At 61.6% G+C, this 17,265-nt stretch carries 19 protein-coding genes; 10 read left to right on the plus strand and 9 right to left on the minus strand.

The genetic code is table 11. The features are described 5' to 3' along the window. Positions 1–2: 2 nt before the first annotated feature. The gene (locus tag V1475_RS16735; RefSeq protein ID WP_479413664.1) at positions 3–674 is read right to left on the minus strand and encodes a hypothetical protein; all 672 of its coding nucleotides are present in this window, start codon (positions 672–674) and stop codon (positions 3–5) included. Between the two features lie 328 nt (positions 675–1,002). Here V1475_RS16735 and rpsF point away from each other — a divergent pair, with 328 nt between their 5' ends. From rpsF to V1475_RS16755, 4 genes are all read left to right on the plus strand, one after another. Next, positions 1,003–1,359 (plus strand): 30S ribosomal protein S6, encoded by a 357-nt coding sequence (gene rpsF / locus V1475_RS16740; protein ID WP_434286741.1) that lies wholly within the window; start codon positions 1,003–1,005, stop codon positions 1,357–1,359. A gap of 24 nt (positions 1,360–1,383) precedes the next feature. Further along, positions 1,384–1,611, plus strand: a complete 228-nt coding sequence (gene rpsR / locus V1475_RS16745; protein ID WP_434286740.1) for a 30S ribosomal protein S18 — start codon at positions 1,384–1,386, stop codon at positions 1,609–1,611. Between the two features lie 11 nt (positions 1,612–1,622). Further along, on the plus strand, positions 1,623–2,231 hold the full coding sequence (rplI, locus tag V1475_RS16750; protein ID WP_479413665.1) for a 50S ribosomal protein L9: 609 nt from the start codon (positions 1,623–1,625) through the stop codon (positions 2,229–2,231). A 164-nt stretch (positions 2,232–2,395) separates the two neighbouring features. Beyond that, positions 2,396–2,866, plus strand: coding sequence for a transglycosylase SLT domain-containing protein (locus V1475_RS16755; protein WP_434286738.1), 471 nt, complete (start codon positions 2,396–2,398; stop codon positions 2,864–2,866). A 139-nt stretch (positions 2,867–3,005) separates the two neighbouring features. On the opposite strand, the gene aqpZ is transcribed toward V1475_RS16755, so the two are convergent. Together aqpZ and tig are read right to left on the minus strand one after the other, a co-directional pair. Beyond that, a complete protein-coding gene (aqpZ, locus tag V1475_RS16760; protein ID WP_434286737.1) occupies positions 3,006–3,698 on the minus strand; it encodes an aquaporin Z in 693 nt (230 codons plus the stop codon). A gap of 203 nt (positions 3,699–3,901) precedes the next feature. Further along, complete coding sequence (gene tig / locus V1475_RS16765) at positions 3,902–5,230, minus strand: trigger factor (RefSeq protein WP_434286736.1); 1,329 nt, start codon at positions 5,228–5,230, stop codon at positions 3,902–3,904. A gap of 248 nt (positions 5,231–5,478) precedes the next feature. Between tig and V1475_RS16770 the strand changes: the two genes are divergently transcribed. Then, positions 5,479–5,949 (plus strand): cytochrome b, encoded by a 471-nt coding sequence (locus V1475_RS16770; protein ID WP_479413666.1) that lies wholly within the window; start codon positions 5,479–5,481, stop codon positions 5,947–5,949. Positions 5,950–5,952: 3 nt separating this feature from the next. Here V1475_RS16770 and V1475_RS16775 read toward each other — a convergent pair whose 3' ends face one another. From V1475_RS16775 to V1475_RS16785, 3 genes are read right to left on the minus strand one after another with little or no spacing between them, the layout of a single operon-like run. Continuing rightward, positions 5,953–7,425 carry a tripartite tricarboxylate transporter permease gene (locus tag V1475_RS16775; protein ID WP_479413667.1) on the minus strand — a complete coding sequence of 491 codons (1,473 nt, stop codon included), beginning with the start codon at positions 7,423–7,425 and terminating at the stop codon, positions 5,953–5,955. 11 nt (positions 7,426–7,436) lie between these two features. Continuing rightward, complete coding sequence (locus V1475_RS16780) at positions 7,437–7,976, minus strand: tripartite tricarboxylate transporter TctB family protein (protein WP_479413668.1); 540 nt, start codon at positions 7,974–7,976, stop codon at positions 7,437–7,439. A 56-nt stretch (positions 7,977–8,032) separates the two neighbouring features. After that, a complete protein-coding gene (locus V1475_RS16785) occupies positions 8,033–8,968 on the minus strand; it encodes a tripartite tricarboxylate transporter substrate binding protein (RefSeq protein WP_434286732.1) in 936 nt (311 codons plus the stop codon). Between the two features lie 244 nt (positions 8,969–9,212). Between V1475_RS16785 and V1475_RS16790 the strand changes: the two genes are divergently transcribed. The 4 genes from V1475_RS16790 to V1475_RS16805 all read left to right on the plus strand — a co-directional run bounded on the left by V1475_RS16790 (position 9,213) and on the right by V1475_RS16805 (position 13,370). After that, a complete protein-coding gene (locus V1475_RS16790) occupies positions 9,213–10,244 on the plus strand; it encodes an AraC family transcriptional regulator (RefSeq protein ID WP_479413669.1) in 1,032 nt (343 codons plus the stop codon). A gap of 195 nt (positions 10,245–10,439) precedes the next feature. Then, on the plus strand, positions 10,440–11,579 hold the full coding sequence (locus V1475_RS16795) for a tyramine oxidase subunit B (protein ID WP_479413670.1): 1,140 nt from the start codon (positions 10,440–10,442) through the stop codon (positions 11,577–11,579). A 56-nt stretch (positions 11,580–11,635) separates the two neighbouring features. Next, positions 11,636–12,058: a Rid family hydrolase gene (locus tag V1475_RS16800; RefSeq protein ID WP_479413671.1), complete on the plus strand. Its 423-nt coding sequence runs from the start codon at positions 11,636–11,638 to the stop codon at positions 12,056–12,058. Between the two features lie 19 nt (positions 12,059–12,077). Beyond that, complete coding sequence (locus tag V1475_RS16805) at positions 12,078–13,370, plus strand: NAD(P)/FAD-dependent oxidoreductase (RefSeq protein WP_479413672.1); 1,293 nt, start codon at positions 12,078–12,080, stop codon at positions 13,368–13,370. 24 nt (positions 13,371–13,394) lie between these two features. Here the strand turns inward: V1475_RS16805 and V1475_RS16810 are convergent, their stop codons facing one another. Next, positions 13,395–14,630 carry an NAD(P)/FAD-dependent oxidoreductase gene (locus V1475_RS16810; RefSeq protein ID WP_479413673.1) on the minus strand — a complete coding sequence of 412 codons (1,236 nt, stop codon included), beginning with the start codon at positions 14,628–14,630 and terminating at the stop codon, positions 13,395–13,397. A 40-nt stretch (positions 14,631–14,670) separates the two neighbouring features. On the opposite strand from V1475_RS16810, the gene V1475_RS16815 reads away from it, so the two are divergent. After that, positions 14,671–15,291 carry a TetR/AcrR family transcriptional regulator gene (locus tag V1475_RS16815; protein ID WP_434286725.1) on the plus strand — a complete coding sequence of 207 codons (621 nt, stop codon included), beginning with the start codon at positions 14,671–14,673 and terminating at the stop codon, positions 15,289–15,291. Between the two features lie 8 nt (positions 15,292–15,299). Here V1475_RS16815 and dmpG read toward each other — a convergent pair whose 3' ends face one another. Then, complete coding sequence (gene dmpG / locus V1475_RS16820; protein ID WP_479413674.1) at positions 15,300–16,316, minus strand: 4-hydroxy-2-oxovalerate aldolase; 1,017 nt, start codon at positions 16,314–16,316, stop codon at positions 15,300–15,302. Position 16,317: 1 nt separating this feature from the next. Next, a complete protein-coding gene (locus V1475_RS16825) occupies positions 16,318–17,262 on the minus strand; it encodes an acetaldehyde dehydrogenase (acetylating) (RefSeq protein ID WP_434286723.1) in 945 nt (314 codons plus the stop codon). Positions 17,263–17,265 lie beyond the last annotated feature (3 nt).

Genomic DNA, 17,265 nt, shown 5'->3' on the forward strand with positions numbered 1-17,265 from the left:
GATCAGCGCAAGGCCCGCGGCAGACTTCGCCGCCCCGCCACCGGTCTCGGCCCGGGCATGACGCGCGGCGGCTGCTCCGGCTCTTCGGGATGCAGATCGCCATTCAGATCGTACCAGACCTCGCGCATCAGACGTTCTGGGCCAACGAACAGCGGCATGACCGCGCCTGTTCGCCCGTAGCGCAGATTGAGCCGTGTTCGATGCCCGGCACCGGGCAGACGCCGCAGGAACACCGATCCGACCTCGGCAAAGCCGATCACCGTGTGCAACCGGATCTCCGATTTGCGGTTGCGCCAGACCACCCGAAGCTCTCCGCGCTGCAAATCGACCTGCACCTCCCGCGCCAGACCCCGCTCAGCCAAATGGCCCAGCCCCAGTCCCGCGACGCCAAGGGCGACCGAAAGCCCGGCCTTGATGCCCAGCACCGTCAGCGAAAACGTCGAGCCCGGCCACAACCAAAGCCCCGCCATGCCCATAAAACACAGAACCGAGCCGATCTGCGCCAAACGTTCGGCGCGCGCACGCGCAGGTCCCATGCCGTCGTCACGCTCAAGGCTATAGCCCCAACCCCGTTCATGCCGGGCGATGGTCCCGTTTCCCGAGCGCCCGCCGCGCCCTGCGTTGACCGGGCGATCGCCCTGCCTCTGAATTTCCGGATCGGAAGAAAGGATCATGCCTTCTTTCCTTTATTGTTGTCTCATCCACCTGAGGTTGCAACATCATGGTTAATCTGGGCGGGATTGTGGCCCGCAAACGGAGATTTCGCGCCATTGCGCTCTGCCGTCGTTGCAACCAGTCTCACAAGCCCGCCCCCCCCGGAAACACGCTGCAAAATATCGCCGCGAACCATCGGGAATTCGCCCTTGCGCCAAAGCGCGGGATGCGTATAAAGGCGCATCCTTTTCGCAAGACACGTATGAACCGCGCAGTCTCTCGTGGACGGGCCGCGAAAAGGCCAAATGCCCGCCCTATGAAATGCGCTTGAAATGAACTGGAGTCTCCATGCCGCTTTACGAGCATGTCTTCATCTCGCGTCAGGATCTGTCCAACGCGCAGGCCGAAGGTCTCATCGAACATTTTGGCACCGTCCTTTCGGACAACGGCGGTAAAGTCGTCGAATCCGAATACTGGGGCGTCAAAACGATGGCCTACAAGATCAACAAGAACCGCAAGGGCCACTACGCCTTCCTGCGCACCGACGCCCCGTCGGATGCCGTTCAGGAAATGGAACGCCTGATGCGTCTGCACGACGACGTGATGCGCGTCCTGACCATCAAGGTCGACGCTCATGAGGAAGGCCCCTCCGTCCAGATGCAGAAACGTGACGACCGCGAAGAGCGTCGTCCGCGTCGTCAGTAATCTTGTTTGGAAAGGACCTAACCCATGGCCACTAAACCGTTTTTCCGTCGTCGCAAAGTCTGCCCGTTCTCCGGCGAGAACGCGCCCGCCATCGACTACAAGGACACTCGCACGCTCCAGCGCTACATCTCCGAGCGCGGCAAGATCGTCCCGTCCCGCATCACCGCAGTTTCCGCGAAGAAACAACGTGAACTGGCTCGCGCCATCAAACGTGCCCGCTTCCTCGCCCTGCTGCCCTACGCCGTGAAGTAAGGAGTAAGCACATGCAAGTTATCCTTCTCGAACGCGTGGCCAAACTCGGCCAGATGGGCGATGTCGTGTCCGTCAAAGACGGCTACGCCCGCAACTTCCTGCTGCCGCAGGAAAAAGCGATGCGCGCCTCTGAAGCGAACATCAAAGCTTTCGAAGCTCAGAAAGCTCAGCTCGAAGCCCGCAACCTCGAAACCAAAAAAGAAGCCGAAGCGGCTGCTGAGAAACTCAACGGCGAGAAATTCGTCGTGATTCGCTCCGCATCCGATTCCGGTGCGCTCTACGGCTCCGTCACCCCCCGTGACGCCGCCGAGGCCGCAACCGCCGGTGGCTTCTCCGTCGACCGCAAACAGGTCGTCCTGAAAGCCCCGATCAAAGAGCTCGGCCTGCACGAAGTGCACGTCCTGCTGCACCCGGAAGTCGACGCAACGATCATCCTGAACGTTGCCCGCTCCCTGGAAGAAGCCGAACTGCAATCCGCTGGCAAATCCATTCAGGAACTTGCCGCCGAAGCCGAAGCTCAGGCCGAATTCGAGATCGCGGAACTCTTCGACGACATCGGTGGCGCCGCCTCCGACGACGACGATTTCGCCGCTCCGGCTGCCGAGGCCGAAGAAGAGTAATCTTCTGCTCCCTCACGACATTGAAAGCCCCGCCCCTTCGGCGGGGCTTTTTCTATGTTCCAGAGCCTGCGTGAGCAGGGTTTCGCCGATCCGCCTTCGCCACGCTTGGCAGAGGCCGCAAAACATGGTCACTGGAACGAGTTGAAATTTCCTAGAGCTCAAGAATGACAGCAGTCGCCCGCCGGACCTTTCTCTTGTCCGCCCTCGCCCTCGCCGCCTGTGGCAATAAGGCCGAAGTTTCCCGTGCCGTCGGATTTAACCCCCCGCTCTATCCCAACGAGACGCCGCAATTGCGCGCGCAGATCAACAAATGGGCCGATCATTACGAAATCCCGCGCGAGCTGGTGCATCGTCAGGCGGTGCGTGAAAGCACCCACAACCCCGCCGCGCGCAACGGACCCTATTACGGCCTGCTGCAAATCCTGCCGCAAACCGCCCGCACCATGGGCTTTCAGGGCGAGCCGAAAGACCTTCTGAACGCCGATGTGAACCTGAAATACGCGGGCAAATACCTGCGTGGCGCCTATCTCGTCTCCGGCGGCGACATCGACAGCGCCATGGGCTGGTACGCCCGCGGCTATTACTACGAGGCCAAGAAACAAGGCCTGCTCTACGAGACCGGCCTGCGCAGCTAAGCGCTTCTTTTGTCCGGAAATATCCCGGGGGTGAGCGAAGCGAGGGGGCAGAGCCCCCTTTTCTTTATCCAGACAACACCCAATAAAAAGGCCGCCTCCTCCCGGAAGCGGCCTTTCTTGCCCAAAGCGGCTTTGAGGATCACTCCTCGGTCGTCGACACCAGCTTCCAGAGCACCCCGCCGATCACCGCCCCCACGAGCGGTGCGACCCAGAACAGCCAGAGCTGGCCCAGCGCCGCCGTCTCCGCAAACAGCGCCACACCCGTCGAGCGCGCCGGGTTCACCGAAGTGTTGGTCACCGGGATCGAAATCAGGTGGATCAGCGTCAGGCCGAGACCGATGGCGATCGGCGCGAACCCCGCCGGAGCGCCTTTCGACGTCGCCCCGAGGATGATGAAGAGGAACCCTGCCGTCAGGATGATCTCGATCACCAGCGCCGCCACCATCGAATAGCCCTGCGGCGACAGTTCACCGTAGCCGTTGGAGGCGAAACCGCCCGTGCCCGCGAACCCGGTCATGCCGGAGGCGATGACATAGAGTGCAGCGCCCGCCAGGATCGCTCCCACGACTTGCGCAATCCAGTAGACCGGCAGTTCAGCCGCCGGGTGACGGCCCGCAACGACCAGCCCCAGCGTCACCGCCGGGTTGAAATGCCCACCGGAAATATGTCCGACCGCATAGGCCATGGTGAGCACGGTCAAGCCGAAGGCCAAGGCCACACCGGCATAGCCGATGCCCACATCCGGCACACCGGCGGCATAAATCGCACTGCCGCACCCACCGAAGACCAGCCAGAAGGTGCCAATGCCTTCCGCCAAAATTTTCTTAATCATCGCAAACATCTCCTGTTCAACCTGATTTGGAGTAACAGTTGCGCGCGACAGAAAAAGGGGGAATTTCGGCCGAAGACACCCCTAACCCTCTGCACACAAAGGGAAATTACCTTACGTCAAGCAAGCCCACGAAAAAGGCCGCCTCCTCACGGAAGCGGCCCTCTGTCCCTCGCTTGATGCGAGATGCCCTGTTCGGGCTTATCTTATTCTTCGTCGAGCGCTTCGACGGCTTTTTCGAGATCCTCTTTCGAGACCTCTTTTTCCGTCACTTGGGCGTTCTCGGCGATGTAATCGACCACTTTGTCCTCGAACAGCGGGGCCTGGATCTGCTGACGCATCTGCGGGTTTTGCTGAACGAATTCAAAGAACTGACGCTCCTGACCCGGGTATTGACGCGCTTGGGTCAGCACGGCCTGAGTGAACTCGGCGTCGGTGATCTGAATCTCTTGCTTCTGACCGATGTCAGCCAGCAGAAGACCAAGGCGCACGCGACGTTCGGCCAGTTTGGTGTGCTCTTCGGTGGTCTCGATCTGCGGGTGATCGTGGCCGTGCACGTCCGGGTTTTCCTCGTGCCAGAGCTGGTGAGCGATCTGGTTGGCTTCGGCTTCCACGAGGCTCGGCGGCAGCTCGAAGGACACTTTCGTGTCGAGCTGGTCGAGAAGGCCACGTTTCATGATCGCGCGGGCGGCACCGGCATATTCGGCTTCGAGACGCTCGGTGATCTGGTTTTTCAGCGTGACGAGATCCTCGACACCGAATTTCTTCGCCAGCTCGTCGTCGATCTCGGCGGCAACCGGGGTTTTCACGGCTTTGACGGTGCACTCGAAGGTGGCGTCTTTGCCGGCGAGGTTGGCGGCGCCGTACTCTTCCGGGAATTTCACTTCGACGTTTTTCGCATCACCGGCTTTGGTGCCGACGAGCTGATCTTCGAAGCCCGGGATGAAGGAGCCGGAGCCCAGAACCAGCGGGTAGTCTTCCGCTTCGCCGCCTTCGAAGGCTTCGCCATCGACGAAACCTTTGAAGTCGATCACGACCTGATCGCCATCGGCAGCAGCGCCGTCTTTGTCTTCAAAGTTCTGCGCGGTGGCCGCGAGGTTTTTCAGCGCGTCTTCGATTTCCTCGGCGGAGGCTTTCACCACGAGCTTCTCGAGCGTCACGGTGGACAGATCGGCTTCCGGGATCTGCGGCAGGGCTTCGTAGGTCATGGTGACCACGACGTCGTCGCCCTCTTTCCACTCTTCGCCGCCGTCCATGGTGACGTTCGGCTGCATCGCCGGTTTGTCGCCAGAGGCTTCGAAATGGTCGTTCATCGCCGCATCGACGGTTTCCTGCATGGCTTCGCCGAGAACGCGCGGGCCGAATTGCTTTTTCAGCAGCGCCAGCGGCACCTTGCCTTTGCGGAAGCCTTTCATTTCGACTTCCGGTTGGGCTTCCTTGAGCTTGGCATTGACTTTGTCGTCCAGCTCGGCGGCGGTGATGGTGATCTGATAGCCGCGCTTCAGACCTTCGTTCAGGGTCTCGGTGACCTGCATCTTGGCGTCCTTCTTACGTCTTGTACGTCCAGTCGGGCCGCAACAAAGGCGACCGTGTAAATCAGTCGCCCTTCTAGGCGGTCAAAGCCCATCGTGCAAGGCGATTCCGTCCTCGGCGTGCCCGTCCCCGTCCAGTTCACATCTGGCGCGATCACGCCCGCTTCGCGTCCCGGTTTGCGCCACATCAAATCGCAAAACATACTTTAAAGATATATCTTTCAAGACCAAAGATTCGAACCGGCAAAGACATGCGCGACCTTCCCGACACCTTCTCCCTGCCCCAGCGCCTCCTGCATTGGACGATGGTGGGGCTGATCCTTCTGAACCTGCTGTTTCCGCAAAAGATGTGGCACCTGTTCATTCCCGGGCTCGAACGCCCGATCTCCGTGCACATCGCCATCGGTCTGGCCGTGCTGCTGCTCGCGGTGCTGCGCCTGTTCCTGCGTCTGGGCTTCGGCGTACCACCCGAACCTCTGGGCGCGCCGTGGTTCTTCCGCGTTTTCGCCCGCACCGGGCAGTGGATTTTCTACCTGTTCTTCTTCGCCATGCCGCTCACCGGCCTTCTGACGCATTACGCCCATCTGCCCTTCGCGCTCACGCTGCACACAAGTGTGATCCAGCCGCTGTTCTGGGTGTTGATCCCGATCCACGTCTCGCTGGGGATCGCACATCAGTATCTCTGGAAGACCGACATGCTCGGCAAGATCCTCCGCGGCTGAGCCTCACGCCCGTCTGGCGCGCAGCTCCGACACGATGTGCGACACCAGCACGCCGACAATCGCCAGCGCCAAAAGCGCCGCAATCGGTCGGTTGACGAAATCGAGCGGGCTGTCGACACGCGCCATCGCCGCGCGCAGCTTGACCTCCATGATGCCGCCCAGCACCATGCCCAGAATGATCGGCACGGTCGGCAGGTTCAGCCGCTTGAGCACCAGCCTCAGCACCCCGAACACCGAGGCGATGGCACAATCCACCACCGAATTGCGCAGGCTATAGACCCCCACGAAACTCAAAGTCAGCACCATCATCCCCAGAAATCGCGTCGGAATGCGGATCAGCCGGATCAGCCAGTTCGACGACACCAGCATGAACAGGATCACGATCACATTGAGGATCAAAAGCGCGATATAAAGCGCGTAGATGAAATCCATCTGCCCCTGAAACAGCGCCGGCCCCGGCACCACATTGTGCACATAGAACACCGACAGCATCATCGCGGTCAGCGCCTCGCCCGGAATGCCCAGCGCCAAAAGCGGGATCATCGCGGCGGCGGGCACGGCGTTGTTGGCGCTCTCCGAGGCGACAAGCCCCTCTTCCGATCCCTTGCCAAACAGCTCGGGATGGCGCGAGCGTTTCTGCGCAAACGTATAGCTCATGAACTGCGCCGTGAACTCGCCCACCCCCGGGATCATCCCCATCAGCACACCGAAAAACGACCCGCTCGCGGCGATCTTCTTGTGCTTCAGGACCCCCAGCATCTCCTTGCCCATGTCGCCCTTGATCGGTGCCGCATCCGGGGCGCTCTCCTTGTCGACCAGAAGGCTCAGCGCCTGCGAAATCGCAAACAGCCCCAACACTACGACAATGAGATCCAGCCCGGAGGTCAGCCAGCCCTGCCCAAAGGTGAAGCGCATGGTGTATTTCACCGGCTCCATGCCGACGGATTGCAACAGGATGCCGAACCCGGCCATCATCCCCGCCGCCGCCACCTGCCCCCGGTGCGCGACGATCACCAGAACGATGCCCAAAAGCGCCGCAAGGAAAATCTCCCGCGCCCCGAACATCGGCGCGATCTTCGCCAGCACCGGCGACAACACGATCAGCGCCAAAATCGACAGGATGCCGCTGAAAAACGATGCGCCATAGGCCAGCCCCAGCGCCTTCGTCGCCTCGCCGCGCTGGGTCATCGGATAGCCATCATAGGTCGTCAGCGCATTGACCGCCGTCCCCGGCGTGTTGATCAACACCGCCGGAAGCGAGCCGCCGAACATCGACGAGCCGTAGATGCCCAAAAGCATCACCAACCCCACCAGAGGCGGCATGGCAAAGGTCGCGGGCAGAAGGATCGCGATCGCCACGGCAGGCCCGACGCCCGGAATGGCGCCGATGATCACGCCGCCGATCGATCCGATCAAAAGCGCCACGAGCACATCGAGGCTCATCAGCATGTGCAGGCCGGAAAGAAGCGTGTCCATCGGCGAAATCCTTAGAAATTGACCATCATGAAGGTGCGGATGCTGTCGGGCAGATAGCCATAGAGCGCGCCTGCGGGCACCTTGACCTGAAGCCCGGCCTTGAACACCGCGACCACGGCAAAACCGAACGCCGCAGCCCAGAAAAAGCTCCACGGCGCGCGGTAGCCCAGCCGCAGCACCAAGAGCACCGCAAAGAGCATGGTGGCGGGCAGATAGCCGATCACCGGCACAAGCCAGACATAACAGAGAAACCACGCCACGAATTCGAGCGAGCGCAGCCAATAGAGCAGTTCCGCCCCGCGTCCCTCCTGTCGGGTCGAGACCACGGAACTCAAAAGATGCACCGCGCCGAAACCGACCATCATGATCACGCCGACCCCGGGCCAGAAGGCCGGTTGCGCGAAAAGCACCGTGTTCGGCACCCATGTGGTCTGGCGCGGCATTACAATCAGAGTGGCCAGCGCAAAGGCCATGAACGCCAGCGCGAAGACCAGATCGCCGGGGCGTCTTTCACGCCGCAAATGGGCTGTAAGCGATGCGAGTCGTGCCATATCCGGCCTCCTTGTCGGGGGCTGTCCACAAGGCCAGCCCCTTGTTTCTTTTGTGTTTAGTCGATGGCAGCGCTGATGCGGCCCATGGTTTCGACATCCGCTTCCATCTGTGCCTCAGATGCGGCAGCGTCTTTCCAATAGATCAGCGCCCCGGTTTGCGCCGCAAGCTCTTTGGCGGCGTCCGAGGTCACGACCTTCTCGGCCACGGCGGCGATTTTCTCGCGCACCTCATCCGGCGTGCCGGTCTTGAGGAACAGCCCGTTCCATGTCGACAGGTCCAGCTCCGGCAGCACTTCCCCCACGGTCGGCGTGTCCGGCAGGATCGAAATGCGATCTTCGGTCACCGAGGCGAGGAAGGTCAGCTCGTCCTTGCAGGGCATCACCAGTTGCAGCGTGGTGTTGATCACATCCGCATCGCCCGAGGCCAGCGTGTTGCAATCGAGCGCATCGAAAGCCGCGTTCGAGGAGAACTCGAAACCGAGCGTTTTGGCGATGGCAAAGGTATGCCGCGCGGGCGTGGTCACGTCGCCGAAATGGCCCAGCGTCACGTCGTTTTCCTTGGCGTAAGCCGCCAGCTCTTCCAGCGTGTGATAGGGCGCATCGCCCTTGGTCGCGATCACGAACGGATAGGTCACGAAAATACCGACCGGCTCGAACGGTGTGCCTTCGAGCGGCGGGATGCCGAGATGCGGCCCCACCAGCGGCACGTCGACCACAAAGGAGCCGACCGTGTACCCGTCTGCCGGGGCCATGGCCACCTCGACCGCGCCCGGGAACGGGCCGCCGCCACCGCCCGGCTTGTTCACCACGGCGGCGGGCACGCCGTAGGTCGCCTGGAATTCGTCGGCGATCATCCGGGTCAGAATGTCTTCGAGATCGCCCGGCGGGAAGGGCACGACGAATTCGACGGGTTTTTCGGGATACTCGGCGGCGGCCGCGACGGGCAGAGCCGCCAGAGCGGCAATCGTGCCGGATTTCAGAAGCGTTTTCATCAAGGTCTCTCCTGTCTGCGCCATGGTGCTGTGTCTGTGGGCCATCTTTGGCATCGGTGTTTTGGGGTCCGACGGAAGTCCGACAAAAGTCCGACGCAAGTCAGACCGGGTTTTGCCCGGATTGGACCCGTTGGCTGGCATGACATCAGCATGGCAGGAGACCGACAATCCGCCATTGCATTTTGTGCCATATTTCCGATAATTTACGCGACATCATTTCGCAAACGGACGGAAAAATAATCACATGGCGCGCCAAACGCATGGCTATGCGGCGATCCGCAGCACACTTCTGGCCTCGGTGCTCGACCGGCTGATGGCGCGCGGCGTGGCGACGAAACCGCTTCTGTCGAAACACGGGATCAGCCTTGATATGTTGAAAGATCCCTATGCGCACCTGTCGATGAACGAATATGTCAGCTTCTTCGAGAGCGCCGCCGAACTGTCGGGCGATCCGCATATCGGCGCGCATATCGGGATGGACATCCGGGCAGGCGATCTCGGCCCGATGGGCATTCTTTTGTCTTTGTCGCGTTCGATCCATGTCGGGATTGATCGGATTGCAAAATCCGCCGCCGCCCTGCAAAGCGGCACGGAAATGACCTTTCTTCTCAATGGTGAAGACATGGTCATGTCCTATCAGATCGAAGACGCCCGCATCTGGCCCCGCCGTCAGGACGCGGAGTTTTCGCTGGTCTCGACCGTGCAGGTGATCCGCGACAATTTCCTGCGCCGCTGGTCGCCGCAGCAGGTGCATTTCGAACATGAACAACCCGATAGCGACATGTTTTTACGGCATTTTTTTCGTTGTCCGATCCTTTACGGTCAGGCCACGAACCGGCTGGTGATGGAGCGCGCACCGCTGATGGAGCTGTACCGCGTCGAAGACACCGCCCTCGTCAGCATGCTGGAGCGGCATATCGGCGATCTGATCGAAGCCACCCCGCATGAGAGCACTTTGACCGATGCCGTGCGCGCGATCGTCACCTCTTCTCTCGGTCTGCGCCCGATTTCCGTCGAGCGCGTGGCCGAGACTTTGGGTCTGTCGCCACGCAATTTGCAGCGCAAATTGTCGGAGGAAGGCACCAGCCTGCGCGATCTCGTGGACGACATTCGCCGCGACCGGGCGACCACGCTTTTGTCGGATGGCGACATCCCCGTGGGCGAGGTCGCCGCAGCCCTCGGCTATGCCGACGGCACCGCCTTCTGGCGCGCGCACAAGCGCTGGTCCAAGCTCACGCCACGTGAAGTGCGCTCTGGCAAGGGCTATCGGTTCTAGGCCGGGTTCAGGTCGGGCTCAGCTCGGTTTCTGGCGGGACTGCCGGGGGCATCTGCCCGGAATTTGCGCGCAAAGGCAACGCAACGCGCGCCGATATGGCGTAAAATATCGAAAAATTGGCACGTCCTGCAATGGGCTTTCGGGCGCTTTCCTCCGTTACTCAGAGGAAAGACCGTATTGCGAAAAGGACCGACGATGACCGACTTGCCCAAAATCGATTTCATCTACCTCAACGAACAAGACATGATCAAAGCCGGCGTCACCGACATGGCGGCCTGCGTCAATACGATGGAAGACATGTTCAAGCTGCTGCATTCCGGCGATTACCGGATGGCCGGGGCGAATAACGACAGCCACGGCGCGATGGTGATGTTCCCGGAGAACTCGCCTTTTCCGACCATGCCGAAACCGACCGCCGACCGTCGCTTCATGGCGATGCCGGCCTATCTGGGGGGGCAATATTGCACCGCGGGCGTCAAATGGTACGGTTCGAACATTGCCAACCGCGACAAAGGGCTGCCCCGTTCGATCCTGATGTTCACGCTCAACGATGCCGACACGGCCGCGCCTCTGGCCTATATGTCCGCGAACCTCCTGTCCGCCTATCGCACCGGGGCGGTGCCCGGCGTCGGCGCGCGTCATCTGGCGCGCAAGGACAGCAAGGTGGTCGCGGTTCAAGGCCCCGGCGTCATGGGCAAAACCTCGCTCGCGGCTTTCATGGCGACCTGTCCCAAACTCGACACGCTGAAACTTCTGGGCCGCAGTCAGGGGTCCATCGACCGCTTTGTCGACTGGGTGAAAGAAACCTATCCGCAGATCGCCACGATCGAGATCGTCAGCGACCTCGAAACCCTGGTGCGCGGCTCCGACATCGTGACCTATTGCGCTTCGGGCGAGACCGGCGATGTGTCGAAATATCCGATGGTGAAACGCGACTGGGTCAAACCCGGCGCCTTTCTCGCGATGCCCGCCTCCTGCGACATCGACGAGGGGATGCAGGCCCCGGACGTGCGCAAGGTCTGCGACAACATCGGGCTTTACGAGGCGTGGTTCGAAGAACTGCCCAAACCCGCCCATGTTCATGTGCCGGTGATCGGAGTGAAGTTCCTCGACATGATCCATGAGGGCACGATGGACAAAGACACTCTCGAAGACCTCGGCGACATTTGCGCGGGCGCGACCCCAGGGCGGCAAAGCGAAGACGAAATCATCATCCTCTCCGTCGGGGGCATGCCGGTCGAGGACGTGGCCTGGGGCACGGTGATTTATCGCAACGCGCTTGCGAAAGGCATCGGCACGAAACTCAATCTTTGGGACGAACCCGTCCTGCGCTGAGCTTTTCCTTGCGGAGGACACGCCCTTCGTCCTCCGCCCTTTTTTCAGGATCACACATGACCCAAATCACCAAAGTCAAAACCGACACGAAACTCGAAGAGATCAGCAGCTATTCCCGCATCGTCATGGTGGACAACTGGATTTTCGTGTCGAACACCGCCGGACGCAACCCGGAGACCAAGGAAATCCCCGAGGGCGTTCTCGAACAAACCGAACAGGTGTTCGCCAATATCACCCGTGCGTTGAACGCCGTAGATGCGGGTCTTGCAGATGTCATTTCCACTCGTGTGTTCATTCAGGACCCGGCGGATACCCCCGCCGTGATGGGGCTTTTCGGCGAAAAATTCTGCGGCGTCGATCCGACGACCAACGTGACGAATCCGCCTCTGGGTTCTGCCCAGTACAAGGTCGAGATCGAAGTCACCGCCTATAAAGGCGCGGGGGCCGCCGATCAGACCCGTATCACCCTCACGCTCTGACCGCCTAAGGACCCCAGATATGGCCCCCAAGATCACCCCCATCACCACCTCCGACACCCTGCCGAAACAGACGACCGTGGCCATCATCGGCGGCGGTATCGTCGGGCTGTCTGCGGCCCTGACACTGGCCGAACGCGGCATTCCGGCGGTGGTGCTGGAAAAGGGGCGCATCGCGGCGGAGCAGTCCTCGCGCAATCTCGGATGGGTGCGGAAAACCTCCCGCGCTGCCGCCGACATTCCCTTGGCGCAACAGGCGGATAGACTTTGGGCCGAGATGCCGCAACGCACGGGGCAGGATGTCGGCTACCGACAAAACGGCATCATGTTCGTCGCGGGCTCCGACAAGGAGATGGAGCTGTACCGGGGCTGGTATGAGAGCGTGCAGGGGCTCGACCTCGACAGCCGTTTGCTCAGTTCCTCCGAGATCGACCGCATGGTACCGGGCGGCACGGCGACGTGGAAAGGTGGGGTCTATACACCGTCTGACGGTTATGCCGAGCCGACACGGGCCAGCTCCGCGATTGCCAAGGCGGCGCAGGGCAAGGGCGTCACCATCTTCGAGAATTGCGCCGTGCGCACAATCGAGACCAAAGCCGGGTGCGTCAGCAGCGTGATCACAGAGCGCGGCGAGATCGCCTGCGATCAGGTCATTCTGGCGGGCGGTCTGTGGTCGCGGCGTTTCTTGGGCAACATGGGGATCGCCCTGCCCGTCCTGCCGCTCATTTGCTACGCGTTTCGCACCACTGCCTTTGACGGCCCGACGGAGATCGCCGTGGGCGGCCCGGACTTCTCGTTCCGCAAGCATGCAAGCGGCGGCTATGTCATCACGCACCGCGCCGCACTTGGGTCGCCCTTCGTATTGGATCACGCGCTGATCGGAATGAAATATCTGTCCACACTGAAACACACGGCGGGCATGATCCGACCCATTCTGGGAAAGCCGCTGATCGACGACCTGAAATTGCCCCGCCGCTGGAAAAGCAGCTCCGTCTCGCCTTTCGAGCGCGCCCGTGTGATGGACCCGCCCGCCAGTGACAAGATCAACGCTGAGGCTTTGAACAATATCCGCAAGGCCTGGCCCGCTTTCGAGCAGGCCGAGATCGCGGAAAGCTGGGCCGGGACCATGGACATCACGCCGGACAACAATCCGGTCATAGATCGGATCGCCACTGTTCCGGGCCTCACGATTGCCACCAGCATGTCGGGGCATGGCTTCGGCACGGGCCCCGCCGCCGGGCAGCTTGCAGCGGAACTGGCGACCGGGGAGGTGCCCTGTGTCGACCCCTCGCCCTACCGCTTTGCCCGGCTGTAAGCCCGTGCCGAGGCGGCCCACGCCTCAGGTCTGATAATTCGCCAGAACCTCCCGCGCATCGACCAGCGCTTTCGACAACGGGATTTTCGGATCGCTGATCAGGTCGAGATCGAGCGATTGCCGCGAGCTCATGACTTTGCGCGCCTCGGCAATGTCGCGGGGATTGTCGATGGCGATGCAGCCGACAAGGGTCGCTCCCGACAGGAACAGACAGCTCTCCCCCTTCCCCGCACGGCGCAGGAACTGGGTCGCGCCTTCGGGGCAATCCCCCAGCATCTGCACCCGCGATTTGCCCTGCACACTCCAGAACCAGCGCGGTTCGGGTTTCTGGCGCGGCTGCGATGTGAGCTGAGCCGCCACATTCTGGGCCGACTGGTTGGCATATTGCCAGCTCTCGCGCCGCATGCCGTCGACACCGCGTGCGCAATCGCCGATGGCGTAAATCTTCGGATCGCCGGTCTGGTTCTGCGCGTCCACAACGATCCCATCGGCGCATTCAAGCCCGGCCTCACGGGCCAGACGGTCATGCGCCGTCATACCGATGGCTTCGATCACCAGATCGGGCATCAACCGGGTCTCACCGATCTGGATGCTGCCGTCTTCCCCGAAGCTCGGCACCTCACCGAGATGCAGAGTGACCCCCGCCTCCGTCTGAATCTCCACGAGCCGTTCCGACAACCAGACCGGAGCCACACGGGCACAAAGCCGCGGCGCGGTTTCGATCAGATCGACCTTTGCACCGAAAGACCGCGCCGTCACCGCCGCCTCGGTGCCAAGCCAGCCACCGCCGATCACCACCACGGAGGCGGCGTCCGTCAGACGCGCCCGGATCGCATCGGCATCGTCGCGCGTACGGATGGCAAAGGCCTTCTGCGCCAGCGCCTCCGGCAGAGGCAGGCGACGCGCCTGACCGCCGGTGGCGAGGATGAGATGGTCATAACCGATCCAGCCCGCCGCCGTACGCACACGGCTGCCCACCCGGTCGATCTCCAGCACATCGCAGGACAGCCTGAGCGAAATGTCGAGCTCTTTGGCTTTCTCGGGATCGAGCGCCACCAGCGCGTCGAAGCCCACGGTTTCGGTCACATACCCCTTCGACAGTTCGGGGCGTTCATAGGGCGGATGGGCCTCGTTGCCGAGGATCTCGATTGCCCCCGCAAAACCAAATTCGCGCAGGGACACGGCCAAAGCCGCCCCCGCCTGCCCGGCACCGACGATCACAACGGTTTCCATGGATTTGTCCCTCTTCATATCGGCCATTCAGTGCTCTAAGGTATTGTTCAAGTGAAAGGAGAGATCAGTGTCTCAAAGTGCCAAAACCCAGACGAAACGCCGCCCGACGGGCCGCCACAAGGGCAGTCCGCTGAACGAGCAGGATTGGGTCCAGGAGGCGCTTCAAATTCTGGTCAACGAGAATGTCCGCGGCATCAAGATCGACACGCTCTGCGACAGGCTCGGGGTCACGAAAGGCAGTTTTTACTGGCATTTCAAGACCCGAAGCGAATTGCTCGGCGCGATGCTGAGCCACTGGCGCAAGAAGATGACTCTCAACGTCATCCGCTCGATCTCCATCGCGGGCGACGATCCGCGTGCCCGTCTCACCAGCCTGTTCTCCCTGCCCCGGCGCAAGAACTCGCCCGCCTTCGCCCAGATCGAGACCTCGATCCGGGACTGGGCGCGACGGGTGGAGATTCCTCGCAAGGCGGTGGCCGAGGTCGACGAGATTCGTTTCGACTACATTTCGAAACTGTTTCGCGACATGGGCTATGCGCCCGAGGAGGCGCGCAAACGCGCCTACCTCGCTTATTGCCTGATCATGGGGGATTCCATCCTGCACAGCTCCCTCGACCCGATGAGTCAGGAAGAGTTCCTTGAGAAGGCGCTCGCGATGACTGCGGGTCTGCCGAAGGATCAGGCTTAGGTCCGACATTACGCCGTCTCTTTCGCTTTGATCATGTCGAGCGCCACGTCGACGATCATGTCTTCCTGGCCGCCCACCATCTTGCGTTTGCCAAGCTCGACGAGGATCGCACGGGTGTCGAGCCCGTACATATCCGCAGCGCGTTCGGCATGGCGCAGGAAGCTCGAATAGACCCCGGCATAGCCCAGCGTCATGGTCTCGCGGTCGACCCGCACCGGACGGTCCTGCATCGGGCGTACGAGGTCTTCGGCGGCGTCCTGAAGTTTGAACAGATCACAGCCATGGCTCCAGCCATAGAGATCGGCGACGGCCACGAAAGCCTCCAGCGGCGTGTTGCCCGCACCCGCCCCCATGCCCGCAAGCGAAGCATCGACCCGGTAGGCACCATGCTCGACGGCGGTGACGGAGTTTGCCACGGAGAGCGACAGGTTTTCGTGCATATGCGCGCCGATCTCGGTGTCGGGGTTCAAAGCCGCCTTATAGGCCTCGATCCGGGCAGAAACGTCCTTCATCGTCAGACGCCCGCCGGAATCGGTGCAATAGACGCAATCCGCGCCATAGCTTTCCATCATCTTCGCCTGTTCGGCGAGTTTTTCGGGCGTGTTCATATGCGACATCATCAGGAAACCCGAGACATCCATGCCCATCTCTTTTGCCGCCCGGATGTGCTGGGCTGCGACATCGGCCTCGGTGCAATGGGTTGCGACCCGCACGGATTGCACGCCCAGATCGCGGACGCGTTTCAGATCCTCGATGGTGCCGATGCCGGGCAGCAGAAGCGTCGTGAGCTTGGCGTGTTTGACCACTTTCGCAGCTTCGGAAATCCACGCCTCATCGGTGCATTTGCCGAACCCGTAGTTAAAGGTCGAGCCGGTGATGCCGTCGCCATGCGCGACCTCGATGGCATCCACGCCCGCCTCGTCCAGCGCCTGCGCAATCGCGCGCACATGGCCCAGATCGTATTGGTGGCGCACGGCGTGCATGCCGTCACGGAGCGTCACGTCCTGAATATAAATCTTGGTCATGTCACGCGGCCTCCTTGACCCAATTACGTTTGATGGCGAGGCGTTCGGCGGTGCGGAGTGCTGCCGAGGTCATGATGTCGAGATTGCCCGCATAGGCCGGCAGGTAATGCGCCGCCCCTTCGACTTCCAAAAACACCGTGACCTTCAGCCCGGTGAAGTCGCCGCCCATCTCGGGGATGTGCAGCGGCGCGTTGTTGCCGACATGCTCGATCTGCACCTCTTGTTTGAGCCGATAGCCCGGCACATAGCTTTGCACCTCTTTCTCCATCTCGCGGATCGAGGCACGGATCGCGTCCTCGTCCGCCGTGTCACAGAGGCAATAGACCGTGTCGCGCATGATCATCGGCGGCTCTGCCGGATTGAGGATGATGATCGCCTTGCCACGGGTTGCCCCGCCAACGGCCTCGATGGCGTGCGCGGTGGTTTCGGTGAACTCGTCGATATTGGCCCGCGTGCCGGGACCTGCGGATTTCGAAGAAATCGAGGCGACGATTTCGCCGTAATGCACTTTCGAGACACGGTTGACGGCGGCGACCATCGGGATCGTCGCCTGCCCGCCGCAGGTCACCATGTTGACGTTCATTTCGGCCAGATGCGCGTCGATGTTGACGGAGGGCACCGTAAACGGACCGATGGCGGCGGGCGTCAGGTCGATCACCTGTTTGCCGTCGGCGATCAGAACCTCGGAATGGCGTTTGTGGGCGCCTGCGGAGGTCGCGTCGAACACGATGCGAATATCGTCGTATTCCGGCAGGGCGCGCAGGCCCTCAAGCCCCTCATGCGTGGTCGCAACGCCCAGACGCTTGGCGCGGGCGAGACCGTCGGAGCTTGCGTCGATGCCGACCATGGCCCCCATCGCCAAGACGTCAGAGGTGCGCATGATCTTGATCATCAAATCGGAGCCGATGTTGCCCGAGCCGATGATGGCGCATTTGATCTTTTCCATTGA

It is taken from the genome of Celeribacter sp. SCSIO 80838, assembly GCF_056498065.1.